Annotated in this window: 11 protein-coding genes; 3 read left to right on the top strand and 8 right to left on the bottom strand. The window is 68.0% G+C overall.

Going from position 1 to position 21,275, the window contains the following annotated elements:
* The first annotated feature begins 240 nt into the window (after positions 1 to 240).
* A complete protein-coding gene (locus MSPGM_RS08720) occupies positions 241 to 1,050 on the top strand; it encodes a class I SAM-dependent methyltransferase (RefSeq protein WP_003596157.1) in 810 nt (269 codons plus the stop codon).
* A gap of 99 nt (positions 1,051 to 1,149) precedes the next feature.
* Positions 1,150 to 2,025 (top strand): alpha/beta hydrolase, encoded by an 876-nt coding sequence (locus MSPGM_RS08715; protein ID WP_003596158.1) that lies wholly within the window; start codon positions 1,150 to 1,152, stop codon positions 2,023 to 2,025.
* Between the two features lie 363 nt (positions 2,026 to 2,388).
* On the opposite strand, the gene MSPGM_RS08710 is transcribed toward MSPGM_RS08715, so the two are convergent.
* Both MSPGM_RS08710 and MSPGM_RS08705 read right to left on the bottom strand, forming a co-directional pair.
* Positions 2,389 to 3,057, bottom strand: a complete 669-nt coding sequence (locus MSPGM_RS08710; protein ID WP_261926343.1) for a response regulator transcription factor — start codon at positions 3,055 to 3,057, stop codon at positions 2,389 to 2,391.
* On the bottom strand, positions 3,050 to 3,808 hold the full coding sequence (locus MSPGM_RS08705; RefSeq protein ID WP_238506972.1) for a sensor histidine kinase: 759 nt from the start codon (positions 3,806 to 3,808) through the stop codon (positions 3,050 to 3,052). Before MSPGM_RS08705 ends, MSPGM_RS08710 begins: the two co-directional genes overlap by 8 nt.
* Here MSPGM_RS08705 and MSPGM_RS08700 point away from each other — a divergent pair.
* Positions 3,767 to 4,282 carry a hypothetical protein gene (locus tag MSPGM_RS08700; protein ID WP_261926342.1) on the top strand — a complete coding sequence of 172 codons (516 nt, stop codon included), beginning with the start codon at positions 3,767 to 3,769 and terminating at the stop codon, positions 4,280 to 4,282. The two genes, MSPGM_RS08705 and MSPGM_RS08700, sit on opposite strands and share 42 nt — an antisense overlap.
* Here MSPGM_RS08700 and MSPGM_RS08695 read toward each other — a convergent pair.
* From MSPGM_RS08695 to MSPGM_RS08675, 6 genes are all read right to left on the bottom strand, one after another.
* Entirely contained in the window at positions 4,221 to 4,688 is a 468-nt protein-coding gene (locus MSPGM_RS08695) for a methanogen output domain 1-containing protein (protein ID WP_003596161.1), read from the bottom strand. The two genes, MSPGM_RS08700 and MSPGM_RS08695, sit on opposite strands and share 62 nt — an antisense overlap.
* Positions 4,689 to 4,931: 243 nt before the next feature.
* Positions 4,932 to 6,278 (bottom strand): HlyD family type I secretion periplasmic adaptor subunit, encoded by a 1,347-nt coding sequence (locus MSPGM_RS08690; protein WP_003596163.1) that lies wholly within the window; start codon positions 6,276 to 6,278, stop codon positions 4,932 to 4,934.
* A 21-nt stretch (positions 6,279 to 6,299) separates the two neighbouring features.
* Positions 6,300 to 8,522 (bottom strand): cadherin-like domain-containing protein, encoded by a 2,223-nt coding sequence (locus MSPGM_RS08685; RefSeq protein ID WP_261926341.1) that lies wholly within the window; start codon positions 8,520 to 8,522, stop codon positions 6,300 to 6,302.
* Positions 8,519 to 10,285, bottom strand: coding sequence for a type I secretion system permease/ATPase (locus tag MSPGM_RS08680; RefSeq protein WP_003596166.1), 1,767 nt, complete (start codon positions 10,283 to 10,285; stop codon positions 8,519 to 8,521). Before MSPGM_RS08680 ends, MSPGM_RS08685 begins: the two co-directional genes overlap by 4 nt.
* Positions 10,286 to 10,345: 60 nt before the next feature.
* The gene (locus tag MSPGM_RS25495) at positions 10,346 to 11,845 is read right to left on the bottom strand and encodes a peroxidase family protein (RefSeq protein ID WP_410007712.1); all 1,500 of its coding nucleotides are present in this window, start codon (positions 11,843 to 11,845) and stop codon (positions 10,346 to 10,348) included.
* A 92-nt stretch (positions 11,846 to 11,937) separates the two neighbouring features.
* Positions 11,938 to 21,105: a peroxidase family protein gene (locus MSPGM_RS08675; RefSeq protein ID WP_410007709.1), complete on the bottom strand. Its 9,168-nt coding sequence runs from the start codon at positions 21,103 to 21,105 to the stop codon at positions 11,938 to 11,940.
* Positions 21,106 to 21,275 lie beyond the last annotated feature (170 nt).

The raw sequence follows: 21,275 nt of genomic DNA, 5'->3' as shown, positions 1-21,275 counted from the left end.
TATCAACAACAGACTGCCCGCCGGCCGCGGGCGAAAGTCCGTTGATGGGGCAAAGCCAAGGTCCGCTTCTGGACCGAAGGCCGAGGTCCGGTTGCGGCGCACAGCAGAACCATCGGCGTGCGAACTCCTGACCCCTTGCAGTACTCGGAGTTCATTCGGATCGGCGCTGAACACGACGATGGACTTTCGCGCGCGAAAAGCTGCATCTTGAGCGGGGGCCCCGTGTGAGTCGGAGGCACCATGAACTACGAGATCCAACCTCATAACGCCAAGCCTGCCAGTATCTGGAACTCCGGCGGCGCTCATTACAACGAGATCAGTCGCGGCATCGCCGACAGTATCGAACACTGCGTGCTGCGTCTCGATCCGAAGCCGGGCGAGCGGGTGCTCGACCTCGCCACTGGCACCGGCTGGACTTCGCGCGTCGTCGCCCGGCGGGGTGCGCAGGTGACTGGGGCTGACATCAGCGCCGATCTCTTGTCGTTCGCCGCTGAGCAGGCTCGGGCCGAGGGTCTCGACATCAATTACCAGCTGGGCGACGCTGAGAGACTGCCCTTTGCCGACGGCGCGTTTGACGCCATCATCTCTACCTGCGGCGTGATGTTCGCTAGCCGGCCTGAGGCCGCAGCCGCTGAGTTGGCACGTGTCTGTCGCAAGGGCGGAAGGATTTGCCTCACCACCTGGCTGTCGAACGACAATGTGTTCAGGATGTTCATGGTGATGAAGCCCTACATGCCGCCACCGCCCAATCCGGCCCCGCCCTCGCCATTTGAGTGGGGCCGCACTGAGCGGCTTGAAGAACTGCTGGGTCGGGACTTTGAGCTGGCTTTCGAGAACGGCGTTTCATTCTATCGCGAGCAGAGCGCAGAGGCGGCCTGGGAGCGGTTCGCCGGTGGCTACGGTCCGACCAAGGCTCTGGCCGCCAGCCTCGACGAGGACCGCCGCGCCAATCTGCGGCGCGACTTCATCGCCTTCCATGCCCAGTTTCCCACCCCGCTCGGTATCTGCGTTCCCCGCGCGTACTGGGTCACGCGTGGGATTCGCCACTAGCCTGAGCTTGGCTGGGCCGTGGTCAGGAACGGCCCTGCCACGATACGGCACACCTCATCACCTCGATCCGGAGCATCACTTCTGCGCAGGGAGGCTGGCATGAAGCGTTGCGCAATCCTTACTTTGACAGTGCTCGCGATCGGCCCGGCATCAGCCGACCCGGTGGAACTCGCGGACTTTCGTGACCTGTTGCGACCTCCGCCGACCCTGCAGCTCGCTTACGGTGAGGCCCCCTCTCAAGGGATCGATGTATTCCTGCCTGCGAGCCCTGGCCCACACCCAGTCGCGGTTCTCATCCACGGCGGTTGCTGGAGCGCTACCACCGCCGGGCGCGAGCAGATGCGTCACCTAGGACCCGATCTCACGCGTCGCGGCGTTGCCGTGTGGAGCATCGGCTACCGCCGTGCCAACGAGGCCGGCGGCGGCTATCCCGGAACTTATCAGGACGTGGGCGCCGCTCTGGACCGCCTCGCTGAAGAGGCAGGAGCCCACCACTTGGATCTCTCACGAGTGGTGTTCGTGGGCCACTCGGCAGGTGGCCATCTCGCCCTCTGGGCGGCCTCGCGCGGCTTGCTTCCCGCCACGAGCCCTCTTCACGCAGCGACCGGGTTTGTCCCGCGGGCGGTGATCAGCCTGGGCGGCGTGGGGGATCTTACGACGTTCGCGCGGTTCATCCCTGTGCTCTGCGGCCCGGGCATTGTCGAGCGGATCGCCCCAGCAGACAAGCTATCGGAGGTGTCACCCGCAGCCCTCCCGCCCGCAGGGGTACCGATCTTTCTGGTCAGCGGCGTCCTGGACCGACTCACGCCGCCATGGGTCGCCTACGACTATGCCCGCGCTGTACGAGGGAGGTCCGGACCTGCGCCGCAACTCATCAACGTCTCGGATGCCGGACACTTCGACGTGGTCACCCCGTCGACACCGGCTTGGCAGGAGGTCCGTGGTCTCATCGAGGCATCCTTGGAACTCCATTAGGTTGCCGTCAGACCGGCCTGCATGCGGATCCGCTCGGTTGAGCTCGGCGTTTCTGATGTGCCTTATGCGTCGAGGTCCAGTGTACGGGCTCGCTATGCCTATAGAGGCGAACTGGTACGTTCATGTTGCGCATGAAGCGGCCGATCCTATGCGGCCCGACCATGAGCCGACGCACGATGGCTCTTTGAAATGATTATGCGCTGATCCGAATGAGCTTTGTCGTGCAGGAAAGTGCAGTGATCTTCCGCGAACGGATCATTCTGGTCTGTCGCTACCAATTGGAGGCGATCTCGAGCGGCGAGATGTTTCTGCGAGCCAATCAATTCAAGGCCAAATCGCTCCGGCCAATGCTGAGACCGAATGTCAGCGCAGAGGAATCTCTCCATGAAGCCAACCCTGGAGAATGGCGAACTGAACGATCTGTGCCCGGCTTGCGAGGCCGAGCTTGGTGCAGGCCCGAGCCTTTTGGGTCTCGATGGCCTTGGGGGTTGCGCCGAGCCGGTCGGCGACTTCCTTGCTCGTGAAGCCGAAGGCGACGAACCGGAGGATGTCGCGCTCGCGCTCGCTCAAGGTCGAGCACGCCGCCTCATCCACGCTTGAACTCAGCCGCCGATGCGGAGCGGTGCGCTCCGGCAATGCCGGATCGAGATAGATGCCGCCGGCATGAACCGCCCGCACCGCGCTGGCGATGTTCTGGAAGGCCGACCGCTTGAGTACATAGCCGCGGGCGCCCGCCTCGAAGGCTTGGTCGATGTAGACCCGGCTCTCATAGACGCTCAGCATGATAGCCTGGGTCCGCGTCCCCGTTCTCGCAAGATGGCGAAGAACGGCGACGCCATTCATCTCCGGCATATTGATGTCGAGGATGGCGACGTCCGGCTCGTGCTGAACAATCGCCCGGTAGGCGGCCGCGCCCGTTTCGACGGAGGCCACCACGACGATCTCGCCGGAATCAGCGATCAGGCTCGTCACACCGTGACGGAAAACCGGATGATCGTCCGCCAGCACGACGTGGATCAGGGTCCTAGGCATGCCCGCTTTCCTCGACGGACCGGTAGGCGCGGGCAACGATGCTCGTGCCCCGGCCGGGAGCCGACTCGATGTTCAGCGTGCCGTCGACCAGCGCCATCCGCTCACGCATACCGAGCAGGCCGAGCTTCCCCTGGGAGACGAGACTGGTCGCGATCGCCTCGTCGGCCGCGAAGCCGCTGCCGTTGTCGTCGATCGTCAGCGTGACCTGCAAAGCGCTGAACCGCAGCACGACCGACACGCACACGCCCGGCCCCGCATGCTTCGCCACGTTCGTGAGCGCCTCCTGAGCCAAGCGATAGAGCGTGATCGCCGTCTCCAGCGGAAAATCCACCTCCTCCCCGACGATTTGAAACTCGGTCACGATTTCCGTCACCCGGCTCCACTCATCCACGAGCGAGCGCAGCGCGGTCACGAAGCCGAACTCATCGAGGGCGGCCGGCCGGAGTTCGAGGGTCACCCTCCGGAGCGATTGCCCGATGTCCTGGGTGTGTCGGAGAAGTTGCTCGACCTCATGGATGGCCGTTGGGCAAGACAGGCGTGACGCGATCTTTCTCAGGCCGAAGGTCAGCGTGACGAGTTGCTGACCGGCATGATCATGGAGGTCGCGCGCGAGACGCCGCCGCTCGTCCTGCCCGGCCCGGTAGAGCCTCGATAGAACGGCGTCACGCTCGGCCTCGGCACGCTGCCGTGCCTGCGCGTCCTCCTCGAGGTGGACCAGCAACCGGCTGCGCTCGGTCAGGAGCGCCTGCATCTCGATCTCACGCCGCTTGCGCTCCTGCATGACGCGCCGGACATCGTTCAGCCGCTCCGTGAGGAGGTGAAGGCGGCCCTCCAGGTTCGTCGGCGTGAGATGAAGCAGGACGAGTGGCTCGTCACCATACGCGCGCAGGACGATGCGCGCGCCCCGGCATGGATGACGGCAGGAACTCTCGGCTCCGGCGCGGACGAACACCGCGCCGGGGATCGGGTTCTCGGTCCGCGAGCACAGGCTGAGGTAGCGGCTCATCCGCTCGCGATGTGTCTTCTCGACCGGCAGGGGAAGGCCGATCGCGAGGTCCGGCAAACGGTCGAACGCAGCCGGATTGGCGTCTTCCACGAGCCCGAACTGGCCCACCAGGATCAGGGGATCCGCAACGAAGGCGAACAGCGCGGCGAAATCGGACTCAGGCCCAGGCTCGCCGATGATACCGCCGCCCGCTGCCGGTTGTGTTCGGGTCGAGGTTGATGACGACCCGGCACTCGGACGCCCCCGCGGCGATGGTTTCGGGAAGATCGACTCGTGCATATCCCTGACTCTCCGCGGCCAGATGCCCACACACGTTCGCGGTCAGCATGCACAGTGAAGGGCATTTCTTTGCCAGTTCTCCGAACGGACAGCGCTTATTGCCGAGAACGATGCGCTGCTCCGATTCGTCCATGACGTAGAAATCGCTGCCGATCCGCTGCTTCATGTCGAGCAGAGCGTCGACCATCCCTTTCCTGTCGAGTTGGCTCGCGCCACTCACCTGGAGGTACTCTTCCTGGATCTTCTCACCCACAGCGAGGCCGACCAAGCTAATGAAGCTGCCAGCTTCGCTGGATCCGACTGTATCCTCAAACAAGGACCCCATCGTCGTCACCACGAGATCCATGAATATTTCCCGGTCCAAGCGAATCTGCGAACCGCAGAAATCACCCCGCGAATCTACCAAGCTCTGTTCCACTGCCGCCTCCCAAGCAGGGCCACCCTCTACGGATATCACGGGTGGTATCCGCGCATCAATAGTTAGTACTATGCCAGGGTTACTAGAAACGGAAATTTAGGGGTAGGCAGTCGAACCTCGGCATGCGCACGGCTTGGCTGGCGAAATCAATCGATCCGCAAATATTAACAGTCATCGCTCAAGGAATGCGCGACTAAACTGGTCTTGAAGTGGCTTCATCAGGTAGGACATTGCTGTTCTCTCATCCGTAGCGACCTGAACTTCGACGGGCATTCCAGGGATAAGGCGGGCCGAGCCTCCCAGGCGTTCAATCTCGCCATCCTTGAGCTCGACATGCCCGAGATAGAACGCCTCGTCCCGTGGGCCCTTCGTCGTCGAGGGCGAGACGTAGGTCAGCACTCCCTTAAGTTCGGGGGTGGTGCGCTGGCTGAAGGCGGTGAAGCGGACCCGGGCCGCGCGGCCGACGCCAATCTGGTCGATGCTGGTCGGCGGGATGCGGATCTCGATCTTGAGCCGCGCGTCCTCGGGCACCACGGTCGCCAGGATGTCGGCGGGGGTGACGACGCCGCCAACCGTGAAGGTCTTCAATTCGTGCAGGATGCCGGTCACGGGGGCACGGATCTCGGTGCGCGTCAGCCGGTCGTCCAATGCCACGCGACGGTTGCTCAGCTCTGCCGCCTTGGCATCGACCTGACTGAGCTCGCGCTGCGCCTCGGTCCGCGCGGTGTCTGCGATGGCGAGGATCTGGACGCGGATCTCGCTCGTCCGCGTCTTCGCCCGCGCGATGGAGGCCTCCAACGACCCCTGCTCGCCGGCCAGGCGGTGCTTGTCGCGGGTAATCGGCAGGAAGCGGGAACTCTCGTAGAGCTGCTTCTCGACCAGGATCGATAGCTTGCCATGCTCGGTGGTGAGGACGGCCAGTTCGTCTCTCTTGGCGTCCCGCTGCTTCGTGAGGCCGGCGATCTCCTCAGCGATCTGCCCGATCTGGAGTTCGAGCTGCTGGCGCTGGCTGTCACGGCCGGCGAGGTTGCCCCGGAACAGCCGGAGTTCGCCCTCCAGGATCGACTGCACCTCTGCACCCTGGTGAAGCAGGGCTTGCGGGAAGCTGACCTCGCGCTGCCCGTCGCGCTCCGCCAGGAGCCGCGCCTTCTTGGCGGCGAGTTCCACCAGTTGTCCCTTCACGATGGCGAGTTCCGCGCGGGTCTGCGCGTCGTCGATTCTGAGGAGCACTTGGCTGGCCGTGACGGGCTGCCCATCGCGCACGAGGATCTCGCCGACCACGCCGCCGTCGCGGTGCTGCACGGACTTGGCTCGCTGATCGACGGCGACGGATCCGGAAGCGAGGATCGCGCCGCTGAGATCGGTCGTGGCGGCCCAGCCGCCGACGCCGCCGACGAGCGCCGCGCCGAAGATGAACCCGGCGACGATGCGCGGGCCGACGGAGAACGCGACGTTCGTGCGGGATTGCGGTTCGTGCCGCCGCAGGGGGCGCGGCATCCGATCGGGAGATGTACGCATGATCCTTCTCCGGCTTCGCTCTCAAGTGTGGAATGTCGGCGGTTCGGGCAGCGGCCCGATCGTGAAGCGCAGCAAGTGCTCGCCATCGAGGACGACGGTGGTCTCGTAGGCCTCGTCATGGTCGAGGTCGGCCGAGACGACCGTGCGGTCCCGGCCTTCGGAACGATCGAACCGGCACTGGATCCCGGTCGGTGCATCGCTTTCACCCCGGAGCGCCTCCGCGAGCGGGCGCCCGGCCGCGGTCTCCTCCTTGAACAGGGCGTAGCGGACCAGATCGATGTAATCGCCGACGGAGAAGTCCGTGATCTGCACGGTGCGGGTGCCATCGCGCGGCTCGGCCGGAGCGGCGAACGCGTACACGTCGTCGCCGCCGCCGCCGGTGAGCACGAGATCCCGGCCGCCCACCACGAAGCGGTCGTCGCCCGATCCCGCGATGATCGCCTCGACCGAGGTGATCCGGTCGAGGCCGAGCTCCTGAGCGGAGACGGTCTCGTTCCTCAGGTCCACCACCAGATCGACCGTGGCCGCCGACAGGTCGAGCGTGTCCCGCCCCGCGCCGCCGTCGACCGTGTCCTCCGCGCTGTCGAGGGCGAGGATGATCACGTCGTCGCCCGCCTCGCCCGACACGAGGTCACGCCCGGCCCCGTCCGAGAGGATGTCCGCGCCCTCGCCGCCCTGCAGCCGATCATCACCCGCATCCCCGACGAGCACGTCGGCACCGGTGCCGCCGGACAGGTCGTCGGCGCCGGCCGCGCCGTAGAGGCTATCGTTGCCCTCGCCTCCAAGGAGGAGATCGTCACCGTCGCCCCCGTCCAGGATGTCGCGCCCCTCGCCGCCATCGAGCAGGTCGTCGCCCGCCTCCCCGAACAGAAGGTCGTCGCCCGCCTCCCCGAACAGGCGGTCGTGACCCGCCCCGCCCGAGACCCGATCCGCGCCCGCCCCGGCGAACACGACGTCGTCGCCCGGCCCGCCCAGCACTGTGTCGGCGCCGTCGCCCGCGATCACGTGGTCGTTGCCGCTGCCGGCGTCGACAAGGTCGTCGCCACCGCGGGCGTCGACATTGTCGTCTCCCGCGCCGGCCGCGATGTCGTCCGCGCAGGGTGTGCCGAGGATGAGGTCGTCCCCGTCCGTGCCGCCGATCCAAGCCCGTTCGAGGACGGTCAGATGAGCCGTACGGGCGACCGAGAACTCGCCGTCCGTCACCGCGTAGGTGATGGTGACCGGACCGGGCGCGTCGGCGTCGAACACCCAACCCGAGCCGTCCGCCGTCACGGTGCCGGAGGAGACCCGGACGTCGCGCACGCTGAGTGCGTCTCCGTCCGGATCGCTGGCGCCGCGCAGGAGATCGCTCAGGGCGATGGTGAGGAGTGCGCAGCCCGCGATATCCCCGAGCTGGACCGGGCCGTTCACCACGGGCGCGCGGTTGCGTTGCCCCGCCGGTCCGTCGTCCCGGCCGCGCGGCGGGCTCGCCGGATCGACGGGACGCGGATCGCCGCCCGGCGTAGAGTCGGGGGGGATCCGGACGCCGCCGTCCGACGGCCCAGGACCCTGTGGGTTCGATCCGCCTTGCCCAGTCGAGCCTTGCCCAGTCGAGCCTTGCCAGGCCGAGCCTTGCCCGGTCGAGCCTTGATCCGGCCTGTCGGCCTTCTCCTCTCCCAGCGGTCGGGGGGCCGGCTGTGCCTCGTTGCCGGGCTCCTGCGCATCCGGTTCCGGGTGGGATGCGTCCCGTGGCCGGCCGCCGCCGCCGCTCGCCTGCCCGCCTCCGCGCCCGCCCGATCCGGCTGCGAGGGAGCCGCCGTTGTCGTTGATCGGCTGGGGGATGACCGGAGAGGCCTTGAAGTCGCCGAGGTCCGGATGCGCGTCGGGCCTTGCGAAGCGCAGCCCGCGCGCGAGCAGTTCGTGCCCGTCGTCGAACAGGGACATGCCGGATTGCAGAACCGGGGATGGCGGCTCGGCCAGTGGCTTCGGTGCCTCGGCGGCCTTTGCAGGGGTCGGCGCGGCGAGCTCCTCGGAATGGACGAGGCGCAGGGCGTCGGCGCGTGCGGCCGCGATCTCCGGGTCCACTTCCTCTGCCAGGGTCGCGCGGGGCAGAAGCAGGGATTTGAGGTAGGCGGCCACGGACGCGACCGCCACCGCTGCGAAGTAGGGGACGCCGGATCGCCGGTCTGCGCTGCGCGAGACGTAACGCTCGGCACCCTCGGGCGCGTCCCGCCCGGGCTTTGTGCCCTTGATCTCGATTGTCATGCGGGCACCCGCTCCGGCATGGAGCGCTCCCTGTTGTCCTGGGCGCTGTCGGGCTTGGCCGCACCGTCGCGGGCGGCCTTGCCGAGGATCGCCTCCTTCGGGCCGAACGCCGTCAGCTTGCCGTCCTGGATCACGGCGATCAGATCCACGGCCGCCAGCACGCTCGGGCGGTGGGCGATCACGATTGCGAGGCCGCCGCGGGCACGCACGCCCTGGATTGCCGCGGCGAGCGCAGCCTCGCCCTCGGCATCGAGATTCGCGTTCGGCTCGTCGAGGACGACGAGGAAGGGATTGCCGTAGAGCGCGCGGGCGAGGGCGATCCGCTGCCGCTGCCCGCCCGAGAGCGCCGTCCCGAGCGGCCCGAGTTCGGTCTTGTAGCCGTCGGGCATCCGCAGGATCATCTCGTGCACGCCCGCCGCCTGCGCGGCCGCCACGACCAGCGCCGGATCGCTGTCCTCGGCCAAGCGCGAGATGTTCTCCTCGACCGTCGCGTCGAGGAGGCAGACCTCCTGAGGCAGGTAGCCGATCATCCCTCCGAGGCTCGCCTCGTCCCATTGCGGCAGGTCGGCCTCGTCGAGCCGCACGCTGCCGCGCAGCAGCGGCCAGATTCCCGTCAGCGCGCGGCCGAGGGTGGTCTTGCCGCCGCCGCTCGGTCCGATGACGCCGAGCGCCTGCCCGGCCTTGAGCTCGAACCCCACATCCGAGAGGAGCACGCGACCCGAGCCGGGGGCGGCGACCGTGATGTGGCCGACCCTGAGCGACCGGTGCGCCGGCGGCAGCGTCATTGGCGGCTCGGCGGCGGCCAGGGCGATCACGGTCTCCTTCAGGCGCCGGAAGGCGGTCCGCGCGGCCAGGATCACCTTCCAGTTGCCGATCGCCTGGTCGATGGGCGCCATGGCGCGGGCGGAGGTGATCGAGGCTGCGATGATCGCCCCGGCGGAGAGTTCGCCGCCGATGACGAGGTAGGCGCCGAGCCCGAGCACGGCCGATTGCAGGATCATGCGCAGGACGCGCGCGATCGCCCCGAACGTGCCGCTGATGTCGGTGGTGCGGGTCTGCAGGTCGAGGTGTTCGTCGTTGGCGCGGCGGTAGCGGTCCACGGCCCGGTCGGCGAAGCCCATCGCCTTGAGCACGTCGGCGCTGCGCGCGTTCGAGTCCGCGATGGCGTTGCGGGCCACCACGGCCTGCTGCGTGGCGCCGGCCCAGCGCCGGGTCAGGAGTTCGGCGAGGATGGTCAGCAGCGCGAGGACGACCGCCCCGGCGACGGTGAGCGCGCCGAGATAGGGGTGCAGCATGTAGACGAAGACGAGGAAGACCGGCACCCACGGCAGGTCGAACAGGGCGACGAGACCGGGGCTCCCGAGGAAGCCCCGCACCGTGTCGACGTCGCGGCCGCGCTCCATCGCCTCCGCGGTCGAGAAGCCGAAGCGCGGCATGTCGATCCCGACCCGCTGCGCCAGCGGAGCGACCCGGCGGTCGAACTGCGCCCCGAGGCGAACCAGGATCTGCGAGCGGAGAACGTCGAACAGGCCCTGCGCCAGGTAGAGTCCGACGGCGAGGATCGACAGCCCGACGAGCGTCGGCAGGCTCCCGCTCGGCAGGGCGCGGTCGTAGACCTGCAGCATGTAGAACGAGCCGGTCAACGCCAGGATGTTGATGATCCCGGACATCCCGAACAGAAAGACGAAGGGCCCCCGAACGCTTTGGGTGAGCTGCTCGGCACAACGCTGCTGAGCGAGCTTTTTCTGATCTCTGGAACGCATGGCAGGCTCTCCCCCTCGTCAGGCAAGTGGGTCGGGCCCCTGGCCGGGGCCCGACCAGGATCAGAGCGTGAAGTCGGCGGCCGTGGGCGCCGTATTGCCCTTGATGGCGAGCTTGAATTCCGGGGAGGCGTCGCCGGCCGTGTTCCCCTGGACGACGACGTAGTCTCCGTCGTCGCGCGTCTCCTGCGTCACCAGGAGTTGTCCGACCCCCGTGAAGGCCGCGCCGGTCGCGAGCGTGAAGGCTTGGTTCCCGGCCTGCCCGGCATCGGCGTCGATCGCGCTGAGGTCGATCTTGTCGCCCGGCCGGAAGCCCTCGATGGTGTCGCCGTTCGCCGCGCTGGCCGAGCCGAAGCGGTAGGTGTCGCTGCCCTCGCCGCCATCCATCACGTTCGCGGCGTCGCTCGCCGTGATGTCGTCGTTACCGGACCCCGTGACGACGTTCTCGACGCCCCAGAGCACGTCGCGACCCGACTGGGTGCTGGTCGCACTGCCGCGCCCGGCCAGACCCGTCCCGAGGTTGACCGCGATGTTGGCGGTGATGGCCGACATGTCGAGCGTGTCGCTCCCCAGCCCGCCCCCCATCTCGTCGCCCCAGTAGGTGTCGTCGCCGTCACCGGTCTCGGCCACGAACAGGTCGTCGCCCTCGCCGCCGATCACCGTGTCCCGGCCGGCGCCGGCGGTCACAAGGTCGTTGCCGGCTCCGGCGAGGATGCGGTCGTTGCCGCCGTCGCCGTACACCATGTCGGCGCCGCCGCCGCTGAGGACATCGTCGTCGCCGTCCCCGGCGAACACCACGTCCCGGCCCTCGCCGGCATCGACGAAGTCGTTGCCCGCTCCGGCCCGGACCACGTCAGCACCGCCGCCGGCGAGGATGTTGTCGTCGCCGTCCAGGCCGAGGATGGTATCCGCCCCCGCCGTGCCGTTAAGGACGTCTCCGTTCGCGCCGCCGGCGATCACGCCGGGCACGTGGTTGACGGGCGGATTGGTGCCGGGACCGGTCCCGGGCCCGTCCTCGTCGCCGTCCCCCCCGCCGACCGGGTCGGTCGTCCCGTCTCCGTCTCCTTGCCCGTCGTCCTCGTCGTCGCCGGGATCGTCCCCGCCGCCGACAGGGTCGGTCACGCCGTCGTCATCGTCCTCGTCCCCACCGGCATCGCCGCCACCGCCGACCGGATCGGTCGGGCCGTCCTCGTCCTCGTCCTCGTCGGGATCGCCACCCACGGGATCGGTGTCGCCGTCGTCGTCATCGCCGGGCTCCGTCCCCGGTCCGTCCTCGTCGGACAGCTCGAAGATGTGTTCCGGCAGGACCGTCAGGCCGGTGTTCCGGGCAACGATGTCCGAGAAGCCCTGGCCGTCGACGACGTTCTCGTAGAAGTCGAAGTTGTCGAAGCGCTCGAGGTAGTAGAAGCGGTCGCCGTCCTGCAGTCGGTCGAACTGCTCGTGCAGCACGACCCAGAAGGTCTGGCCGACGACGCCGTTGTTGATGTGCTTCTCGGCAAGCCCGCCGACCCAGAGATCGAGCCGGTCGATCCCCTTCACGACACCGGTCCCATCGGCCTGCATGGCGATGGCGATGTCGCCGTTGATCGCCCGGAAGGCTGCGATGTCCGCGGTGGCGAGGACGAGGTCCGGGTAGGCTTGCCGGAACTGCGCGATCACCGCGTCGCTGAGGCCGTTGCGCGCCTGGAAGTCCTCCCAGGAGGCGTAGGGCGAGAGGTCGCCGCCGGCGAAGCCCACCGCGTCCCGGATGTAGGGATTGGTGGAGGCCGCCAGATCGGCCCGGACCTGGTTGAGGGTGCCGAGGCCCACATCCCAGCCGCGGGCCACGTTGAAGGCGAACAGGTCGGCCCGAATGCGCACGAGGTCGTTGCGGACCGCATCGACGATGTTGAAGTCGACGTCCTCGGCCGCCTGCTCGATGGTGCCGCCGATGATGCCGCCGACGCCGTACTGGGCGTAGCCGGGCTGCGGCACGTAGCCGGGGGCAGCGGCGCGGTGAACACCGAGGGATCGTTGCTCGGGTTGAGGAAGGCGTCGAACAGGCTGACCGGAACGGTCTCGCCGTCGGCGCCCTTCACGTTCAGCGTCTGCCCGATCAGGGAGTGGCCGAACCGGAACACAGCCGCGGCGAACTCGTGGCTGATCGCGACATCCACGTTCGGATCATAAGCCTCGAACCCGTGCGTGCCGTCCGAGCGCAGGCCGCCGATCAGCGTCTCCAGGTACTCGTCGAAGACGACGCGCTGATACTCCGCCTCGTTGACCATCTTGGCGGCCTGGAACACCTGCTCGGGCGTGCCCTCGAAGCCGGATTCCAGCAGCTTCTCGACGTGGTAGTTGTGGTTGCGCGCCCAGACCGTGTGGATCGAGGTGAGGGCGAAGTTCTCGTTGGCCCGCCCGTCGCCGGCCACGAAGTGGTCGAGGACGCTGATGAAGGGGTTGGTGTCGAGCAGCAGCGGATGGCCCGAGCCCATGAAGTTTCCGACGAGCTTCGTGAGCACCTGCGGGTCGAAGGCGCCGGTCTCCGTGTTGAACAGGGTGCCGGTCACCCCCTCGGACAGGGCGAAGTTCGTGTAGTAGGTCCGGAAGCTGATCGGCCCGTCCGGTCCGGCGAAGATGGTGTCGGCTTGCCAGTGGTGGTTGACCAACTCGCGCAGCGTCGGCAGCAGGTTGAAGGCGGGGTTGGACGGGTCCGGTGCGCCCGCCAGGAGCCGCATGCCGACGCCCTGCGCCCCGTCGCTCTCTCTCAGGAACTGGCCGACCAGCGCGTTGGAGCCGTAGGCTTGGTTCTGGTCGATGTAAGGGGAGGTCTGGTTCTTGTGCTGCGGCACGCCGTTCGCATCGACGGCCATGACGGTGCCGCGGGTGAGGTCGGCCGGGTTGTTGGAGCCCGGTGCCCCGCCGCCGGACGCACCGATCACGATCGAGCCGTTGCCACCCTTAGGCAGGAAGTCGAGCCCGTGGTCGATGTACTGGCCCATCGCCATGAAGAAGATGTTGGCGTCGTTTCCGGCCTTGGGCAGGCCGGCCTCCTGCGTGCCGAGGATGTTGCTGATGGTGCGCGCGTCGAGGCCGTCGAAGATCGGGTTGATGGCCCGGTTGCCGTTGGCGTCGGCCTCGCCGTAGCGGGCCTGGGTCAGGCGGATGAAGGCTTGGTCGGCGCTGCCCCAGGTCGGGTGGTCGAGGTTGTTACCGTGGCCGCTGAGCTCGCGGTAGCCCGTCGGCACGTCGTCGTCGCCCGCATTGTCAGGGCGCTGGCCGCGCACTAGCGCCTCCAGCCCGTCGATGTCGGCTGCCGTGTAGGCGAAGGCGCCGGTGACGCCCTCGCCGTCCCCTCCGTCGGCGCCTGCATCGACCGTGATCCGCGGCATGCCGCCCGCGGCCGAGAAGGTGATGGTGTGCGACCCGTTGGAGAGGGTCGTCATGCCGTTGGCGCCCGCGGCCGCGACGTAGTCCGCCCGGTTCGAGCCGGCCGGCAGTTCGATCACGTCCTGCGGCCGCAGGGTGCCGACGATGGTGTCGTGCCCCCCGTTCGAGCGGAAGACGATGCGGTGGGCCGAGGTGAGGGCGGCCATGTCCACGGTGTCGTCGCCCGATGAGCCGTCGATGGTGATGGTGTTGAAGTTGAGGCTGGTGCCGATGAAGCTGCCGAGCACCTGGATCGTGTCGCCGCCATTGGCACCGCCGTTCTGGCCGCCGGGCGACGTTACTTGGAGCGTGTTGACGCGGATCTCCTCGACGTTGTCGAGTTCGGCGACGATCGCGGCGGCACCCGTGCCGTTGCGGGTGATCACGATCTCGGTCGAAGCGGCGAGCTGCGCCTCCGTATTGCCGGCGACCTGGAGCCAGGCTGACCGGCTGTAGATGCGGAAGGTCTCAGGCCCCGCGGCGCCGTTCAACTGGTAGGTATCGGTGCCGGCCCCGCCATCGACGCGGTCGCGCCCGTCGGTGCTGACTTGAATGAACGTATCGTTGCCGCCGCGGCCATTCAGGATGTCGTTGCCGGCGCCACCGTTCATCGTGTCGTTCGGCTGGATCCCGAAGAGGGCGGTGTCGGCGCCGTTGGCGATGTCGTCACCGGCCGTCCCGTTGAAGGTCCTGTTGAGCGCCGTGCCAGTGAAGGTGTCGCCGACGACGCCGGTGGGCGCCGAGAACAGCTCTTCCGGATTTCCCGCGCCGTCGGTGAAGCTCACCCGCAGCCTCAGCACGTCCCCGACCTGGGCCTGGCCGGGCGTGTAGTTGAGCGTGCCGGCGGCGTTGCCGGCGATGTCCGTCCAGGTTTGGCCGTTATCGCCCGATTGCTGCCAGCGCAGCGAGAAGGTCCCAAGACCGTCGGCGTCCTGGATCGCGGCGACCAGCGCGCCGAGCGGCTGGCCCTCCGTCGGCGAGACGAGCCCGTTCGTCGGCGTCGGGTCCGTGACGACAGGCGCCCCGGTCGCGACGGCGTTCACGGCGACCTGCTCGACGTTCTTGAGCTCGGCGATGACGATCCCGTTGCGCACGACCACGGTCTGCGTGTCGTCACGGAACGACAGGTTCGCGAACTGCGCCCGGGCCTGGGCCAGCGTGAGCTGCTGGACGGGACCGGTCCCGTTCATGATCCGGAAGCTGTCCGTGCCGGCGCCGCCATCGACGAAGTCGCGGCCGTCGCCTGTCCGCCACAGGAGGTTGTCGTTGCCGGCTCCCGCGAAGACGAGGTCGTTGCCCGCGCCGCCGCTGAGCGTGTTGTTGCCGGCCGTCCCGACCACGATGTCGACGGCCGCCGTGCCGTTGGCGACCAGCGCGTAGGGCGTGAGGTCGTTGCCCATCTGGATCTGCTCGATCGTGGTGAGCGTATCGACGCCGTCGCCCTCCGCTCCGAGGTTGTCGCTGACGACGACCTCGCCCTGCGCGTTCCGCTCGAAGCTGTAGGCCGCAATCGGTCCCGAGTAGATGGCGGTGTCGGTGCCGGCGCCGCCTATCAGACGGTCGTTGCCGTGCCCTCCGGAGAGTTGGTCGTCGTCGTTGCCGCCGTCGAGCGTGTTGTTGCCGGTCCGGCCGATCAGGGTGTCGGCGCCGTCGTTGCCGAGGAGGGAGTCGTCGCCCTCGCCGCCATCGACCCGGTCGTCGCCGCTGCCGGCGTAGATGGCATCGTTGCCGACATCGCCCTCGATGTCGTCGTCGCCGTCGCGCCCCAGGATGACGTTCGGGGTCGCGGAACCCGCGATGTCCTCGGCGGCGGCGGTTCCGACGAAGGCGGACTGGACGGAGGCCGTCTGCTGCAGGCCGGTGTTGCCGGCGACCGTGCTGGTCCAGTTCGCGACCACCCGGATCTCGACGCCGGTTGCTCCGGTCGGCGTGAAGAAGGTGCCCCCGTTCGTGACCTGGCCGTCCGCGCCCGTCACGTTGCGCCACTGCCCGTTGTCGGCCAGCACCTGCCACTGCAGGGTCACGGGCCGGGTGGTCGCGTTCACACGGTTCACCAGCGTTGCGACGAGTGTCGAGGAATCATCGCCGTCCGCGTCGAACGGTCTGATGGTGAGGCTATCGAAGGGCTGGTTGAGAACCAGCGCGACGTCCGCCGTGCCGTCCGCGAAACGCAGCTTCTCGATGTTGCGCAGCGTATCCGTGCCGTCATCGACGGTGGGATTGGTCAGCGTGGTGTGGGAGACGGTGAGCGTGCCGTTCGCCGCGCGGGTGATCGTGTAGTTCGCCCGGATGTCGTTGAACACGGCGGTGTCCACGTCCGACGCCGTCGCTCCGGTGGTGATCACCTCGCGGACGATTGCGAGCTGGGTCGGGCTGATCACCCGGTCGATCATCAGCTCGAAGAGCGACTTTCCGGCCCAGCCACGCGCCTGATTGGCGGCGCTGTCGTCAAAGACGTGCTTCAGGCTGTCGGCCGTCGCCATCTCCTGGCCGGCATCCGCAGGATTGCGGATGCTGATGCGCACGTTCAGCCAGCGGTCGCCGTCGAGGATGTCGTTGCCGCCGTTGCCCTGGAGCGTATCGCTGCCCGCGCCGCCCAGCAGGATGTTGCCGGCCTCGAAGAACTGCTGTCCGGAAGCAAGCGACACGATCTGGTCGAGGCCCGCGATCCGGGCGATGCCGGCCGCGTCGAGCCCGTCGTTGAAGAACACGCCCTCGTTTGCCGCCGTGATCGGCGCGCCGGCAGGCGCCTCGGCATCTGCGTTGGCGGCCGCGGTCCGGTCGTCGCCGATGAGCGTATCGTTCAGCCGCCAGCCGGAGAGCCCCTCCGTCTTGTCGAAGCGGTTGCGTAGGATGTCGGCTTCTTCGGTGGTGAAGATCGGGATGCGCATGTCGGCATTGGCCGCGATCTGGTTGCCCTTGTAGATCGCCCAATCGAAGCCGAACATGCCCTCGTTGCGCATCACGCTCTCGCCCTGGACCATGATGTCGTCGCCGGACTCGCCGTCGAAATCATGCTCGTCGCCCCCGGCAAACATGACGTCGTGGCCCTTGATGGCCGAGTTGAAGAACAGCTCCGAGTTGTCGCCGGCGGTGGTGTCGAAGCCGCCGCCACCCTCCATCCAGTCGTCGCCCTCGTTGCCCATCAGAAGGTCGGCGTCGTCGCCGCCGAGCACGAAGTCGTCGCCCTCGCCGGCAAAGACTTCGGTCGCATCGACGCCGACGAAGATCGCGTCCTTGCCGCGCCCGCCCATCAGGATGTCGATGCCGTTCGAGTTGGCGATGACGTCGTTGCCGTCCTCGCCCTTGAGGAAGTCGCCGGTATCGCCGGAATCGGTGATGATGTCGTCGCCCGCCCCGCCGTTCACGAGATCGACGCCTGCGCCCGCCTCGATCCGATCGTCGCCTGCATCCCCCCAGATTCCGTCATCGCCGAAATCGGTGATGATGGTGTCGTTGCCGTCGGTGCCGCCCACCAGCACGTGCTCGCCGCCGGTAAAGCGGAGGTAGTGCCCGGTGGCGAACGGCTGATTGAGCGCGGCCGGATCGACGACGGTTGCGTCGAGGTCGGCGGCCGGGCTGGCGATGGACTGCCCGGTGCGCAGGACGTTGCCGGCGCCATCGCGCAGGAACGGGTCGGCGGCCGGGTCGTAGCCGGGCGTCTGCGCCGGGGTCAGATCGGACCGGTAGGCCGGCGCCGTCCGCACGAGTTCGATGTCGTCCACGAGGATCTGCGCATCGCCGCTGCCGGTGTTGCGGATCTCCAGGCGAAGCTGAAGGCCCGCAAGCGCCGACGGGACAACACCCGTTGCGAGGGTGAAGGTGCCCCACTGCCCGTCGGCCGGCTCCGTCAGGGTCAGCGTCCCGAGGGTCACCGGGTTTGCCCCGCCGACCGCCACGAGGCGCGCCTCGGCGCCCGGCCAGGTGAAATCGGTGCGGTCCCCGACCTTGAAGCTGTAGGTGTAGCCGACGCCGGCCTGGAGGGTCGTCCCGCCCTCCTGCGAGAGCGTGGCGCCACCCCGCAGCCACACGACGTTGGCGCCGTCGCGGCCGGCGGGGTCGACGACCGCGTCGGCCGGCGCGAAGAGGCCGCCGACGCCCCCGGCGATGGTCCAGCCGGCCGGGTTCGTCGTGGTGTAGTTGCCGTTGCCGTCGAGGATCACGCCCTCCTGGCCGGCGACCAGCGCCAAGCCCTCGAAGCTGCCGTTGGCGACCGCCACCGCCTCGGGGACGGACGAGCCGGGAGCGAAGCCGAGGCGCCCATCGGCACCGATCCGGAGCACCGGCGCGTCCAGCATGTCCGCCTGGGTCAGCGCGATGCCGAGCTTGGCAGCATTTGCCTTGAGATCGGCCCAGGTGACGGGGCTGCCGGCGTCGCCGACCCCATCCTCGCTGCCGTCCACGAGCGCGCCCGTGGGGCTCCCATCCGCACCGGAGCGCCGGACCAGGGCGTTGACCGAGGCGTGGAAGCCGCTCGCGCCCTCATCGGCCGCGGTGCCGGGATCGTCGCGCACGACCTTGCCGAGGCCCATCGCCTCCAGCACGGGGTCGTTTCCGGTCGGGTCGCGGCCGGGGGCGGCGCCATTCTGGTCGAGCTGGTTGGCGGCGTTCACCTCCAGCTCGAAGTCGTAATCGGCGAAGGCATCGACGCCGATATGGCGGGGCACGATGTCGTCCGCCGTGCCGCGGATGCCGTCAGGCCCCGGCAGCGACAGGCTCGAATTGGCGAGCATGATTTTCGAGAAGGAGTTCTGCTCCAACTCGTTGAGGAAGTTCTGCCCCTGGACACGGCTGAGATAGTAGAACCTGTCGGCATCCTGCAGGTTCTCCATCTGGGCTTCGAAGATGGCGTTGAAGGTCGAGCCCAGCATGCCGCCGAACGGCATCTGCTTCTCGGCCAGGCCGCCGATCCAGAGATCGACCGCACCGAAGCCCGTTTCCCGTCCGGCCCAGCTCCCGCGTGAATTGAGGTAGTCGAGGCGATCCGTCGGCGCGCCCTCGCCGCCGAAGACCAAGGCCATGGCCGCGTCGCGCTTGGCCGCGAGCGTCGTCGCGGCGACAACGGTGCCGTGGGTGCCGTAGGCGGCGATGAAGTTCACCACCGAGAGCGGGTTCTTCAGGTTGGCCGCCATCTCCACCCAGCTCGTGTAGGGGGTGAGGAAGGTCGAGCCCGTCGCGGCGTAGAGTTGGGCCCGCGCCTCGTTGAGCGTCGGCGTGCCCGTATCGCGGCCGCGGGCGATGTTGATGGCGGCGAGATCGAGCGGCAGGCCGAGCAGGTTGTTGCGCAGGGCGCCGACGACGAACTCGTCGATTTCGCTGCCGCGTTCGATGGTCATGCCGCGCATGATCGCGGCCGCGCTCTCGTCGTGGGACAGGCCGCCGTCGTTGTCGAACGCCAACGGATTGAGGAAGGCGTCGATCAGGCCGAGGTCGGCGTCGAGCGCCTGCCCGTCGGGCCCGAGCCGCGGCATGTTCTCGGTCAGCATCGAGTGGCCGAAGCGGTAGACCGTATTGGCGAACTCGGCGAAGATCGACGGGTCGATCTCGGTCACCGGGTTGAACACGAACGGATCGACCAGCGGCTGGATCTTGCGGGCGAATTCCTCGAAGACGAGGTGCTGGTACTGCATCTCGGTGGCGAAGCGCGCCGCCTGGAACAGCCGCTCACCGTCCCAGGACAGCGTATTGGCGTAGGCGAGCTGACCCAGCGCCGTCATCTGCGCGAAGTTGCCCGGCAGGGCCGCGATGTCGGTCGCCAGCCAATCGTTGATGAAGGCGAGATCGCCCGACTGCAGGATCGTGAGCTTATGGGCGTCGATCTGCCGGTTGTGCTCGGAATGGAAGATGTGGTGGACCGCGGTGAGGCCGATATTCTCGTTGCCGCGCCCGTCGCCAGTGACGAAGTGCCGGTCGAGAAGCTCGTTGTCGTATTCGAGATTGCGGCCGGTCTGCGGGTTCATCTGAACCGCATTGCCCGTGAGCGCGTCGGCATCGGGCCGGAGCACGCCGTTCACGGCGACCGGCACCGCGTTGTGGGCGATGTCGTCGAGGAACGCGTTGAAGGTGCGGGCCGCTGCGACCGTCTCGCCGGCCTCGATGACGTTCTGCGCGCCGTTGGGACCCACCAGAACGGTGCCGACGGGAAGCTGGATCGCCGAGAGCTTCAGCGGCTCGGCGAGGCTGCCGCTGGCGTAGATGGCCTGCCCCCCAGGCCCCACTCCGACCATCACCTGCGGCAAGCCGTTGGCACTGCGGACGAACTCGCCGTAGGCGTCCACCAGCAATTGCGGGACGGCCGAGACGTCGGCGTCCGTCAGTTCGATGCCGAGGATCGTCCGCGCCTGGAACTTGACGTCCGACCAGGTGGCGAGGCCTCCGTCCGCGCCGCCGAGCAAGCGCCCGGTCGCGACGGGCCGCCCGTCCACGAGTGCGTATTCGCGCAGGAACACTTGGTGAGATGCGTTCGAGGTGTAGGTCTGGTTCTGGTCGACGAAGGGGGTCGTGACATTGCGCTGCGAACCCTCGACCTGCGCGGCGCGCGTCAGCGTCATGAAGCGCAGATGCGGCGCGAGATCGTCGGCAGTGCCGGCGAGGCCGTCCTGTCCGAGCACGAGCGGGTCGTCGGCGGCGAGCGGGACGTAGACGGTGCCGTTCCCGCCCTTGGAGATCAGATCGAGACCGTGGTCGAAGAACTGGCCGAAGAAGGTCATCCAGGCATTGAACGGCTTCGACAGCCCCTCGTCGGGCGAGACGTTGAGGACATCGATGGAGCCGTTGGTGACGGTGACGCCGGTCTGCTCCAGCAGCGCATCGAGGTTCGATTGCAGGACCGCGTGATCGCCGGCCGGGTTCGCGGCCTGGGCGGCCTTCAGGGCCTCGTGCGCTGCCGTGATGGCGCGCTGATCGGCGATGACGTTCTCCGAGCCGGCGATCCGAAACGCCGCGGCGATGGCGGCCGGGTTGTCGAGCGTGGCATCGACCACGAGGTTCGAGATGATCCGCGGGTCGGCATCGGCGACCGAGCCGGGCAGCCCGTAATTGGTGTTCGTGATGACCGGAGCGCCCGGTCCGAGCGCCATCGTGTCCCCGTCCGCGTCGTTGAGGTAGGTCGGCTCGAAGAGTTGCGGCATCGGCTGGCCGGACGAGCCCCAGGTCTCGCGGCCGGGCACGAGGTTGTTGTAGGTGCCGTCGACCGTGCGCAGCCCGTAGGGCACGTGGGGATCCGCAATCGCCTTCGGCGCCGCGGCATCGCCGAGCCAGTTGCCGGTGGCGTCGTAGAGCCCCCGATCCGTGAGAAGCGTGCCGGCGGCATCGAGGCGCAGTTCCGTGAGCTTGATGCCGCTCGCATGTGCTTCGGCGATCTTGATCTGCTTCAGGATGAAGGTCAGATCTTGAAGATTGAGCTTAACGGCCATGGCCACCTCCCAAATACGGATACAGGCGAGCATCAGCCGGCCTGGTGATGGACGGAGCGCCCCTTGTCGCCGGGGAGGTCTCCAAACTGGCCACAGCATTCCATCAGCCGCGCAAATTGGCTGGAGTTAAAAAATACCTAAAGAAAAGGAAAAAACCCTCACGCGGGGAT

Origin of the sequence: Methylorubrum sp. GM97, from assembly GCF_024347855.1 — a bacterium.
GTDB classification, from domain to species: domain Bacteria; phylum Pseudomonadota; class Alphaproteobacteria; order Rhizobiales; family Beijerinckiaceae; genus Methylobacterium; species Methylobacterium extorquens.
The sequence above is the reverse complement of the archived record's forward strand: the minus strand, read 5'-3'. Positions and strand labels throughout refer to the sequence as shown.

What these genes read in the sequence shown, in the direction of transcription:
- MSPGM_RS08720 (WP_003596157.1), top strand. Translation starts at nt 241, where the DNA reads ATGAACTACGAGATCCAACCTCATAACGCCAAGCCTGCCAGTATCTGG.
- MSPGM_RS08715 (WP_003596158.1), top strand. Translation starts at nt 1,150, where the DNA reads ATGAAGCGTTGCGCAATCCTTACTTTGACAGTGCTCGCGATCGGCCCG.
- MSPGM_RS08710 (WP_261926343.1), bottom strand. Translation starts at nt 3,057, where the DNA reads ATGCCTAGGACCCTGATCCACGTCGTGCTGGCGGACGATCATCCGGTT.
- MSPGM_RS08705 (WP_238506972.1), bottom strand. Translation starts at nt 3,808, where the DNA reads ATGCAGGCGCTCCTGACCGAGCGCAGCCGGTTGCTGGTCCACCTCGAG.
- MSPGM_RS08695 (WP_003596161.1), bottom strand. Translation starts at nt 4,688, where the DNA reads ATGGATCTCGTGGTGACGACGATGGGGTCCTTGTTTGAGGATACAGTC.
- MSPGM_RS08690 (WP_003596163.1), bottom strand. Translation starts at nt 6,278, where the DNA reads ATGCGTACATCTCCCGATCGGATGCCGCGCCCCCTGCGGCGGCACGAA.
- MSPGM_RS08685 (WP_261926341.1), bottom strand. Translation starts at nt 8,522, where the DNA reads ATGACAATCGAGATCAAGGGCACAAAGCCCGGGCGGGACGCGCCCGAG.
- MSPGM_RS08680 (WP_003596166.1), bottom strand. Translation starts at nt 10,285, where the DNA reads ATGCGTTCCAGAGATCAGAAAAAGCTCGCTCAGCAGCGTTGTGCCGAG.
- MSPGM_RS25495 (WP_410007712.1), bottom strand. Translation starts at nt 11,845, where the DNA reads ATGCAGGCCGATGGGACCGGTGTCGTGAAGGGGATCGACCGGCTCGAT.
- MSPGM_RS08675 (WP_410007709.1), bottom strand. Translation starts at nt 21,105, where the DNA reads ATGGCCGTTAAGCTCAATCTTCAAGATCTGACCTTCATCCTGAAGCAG.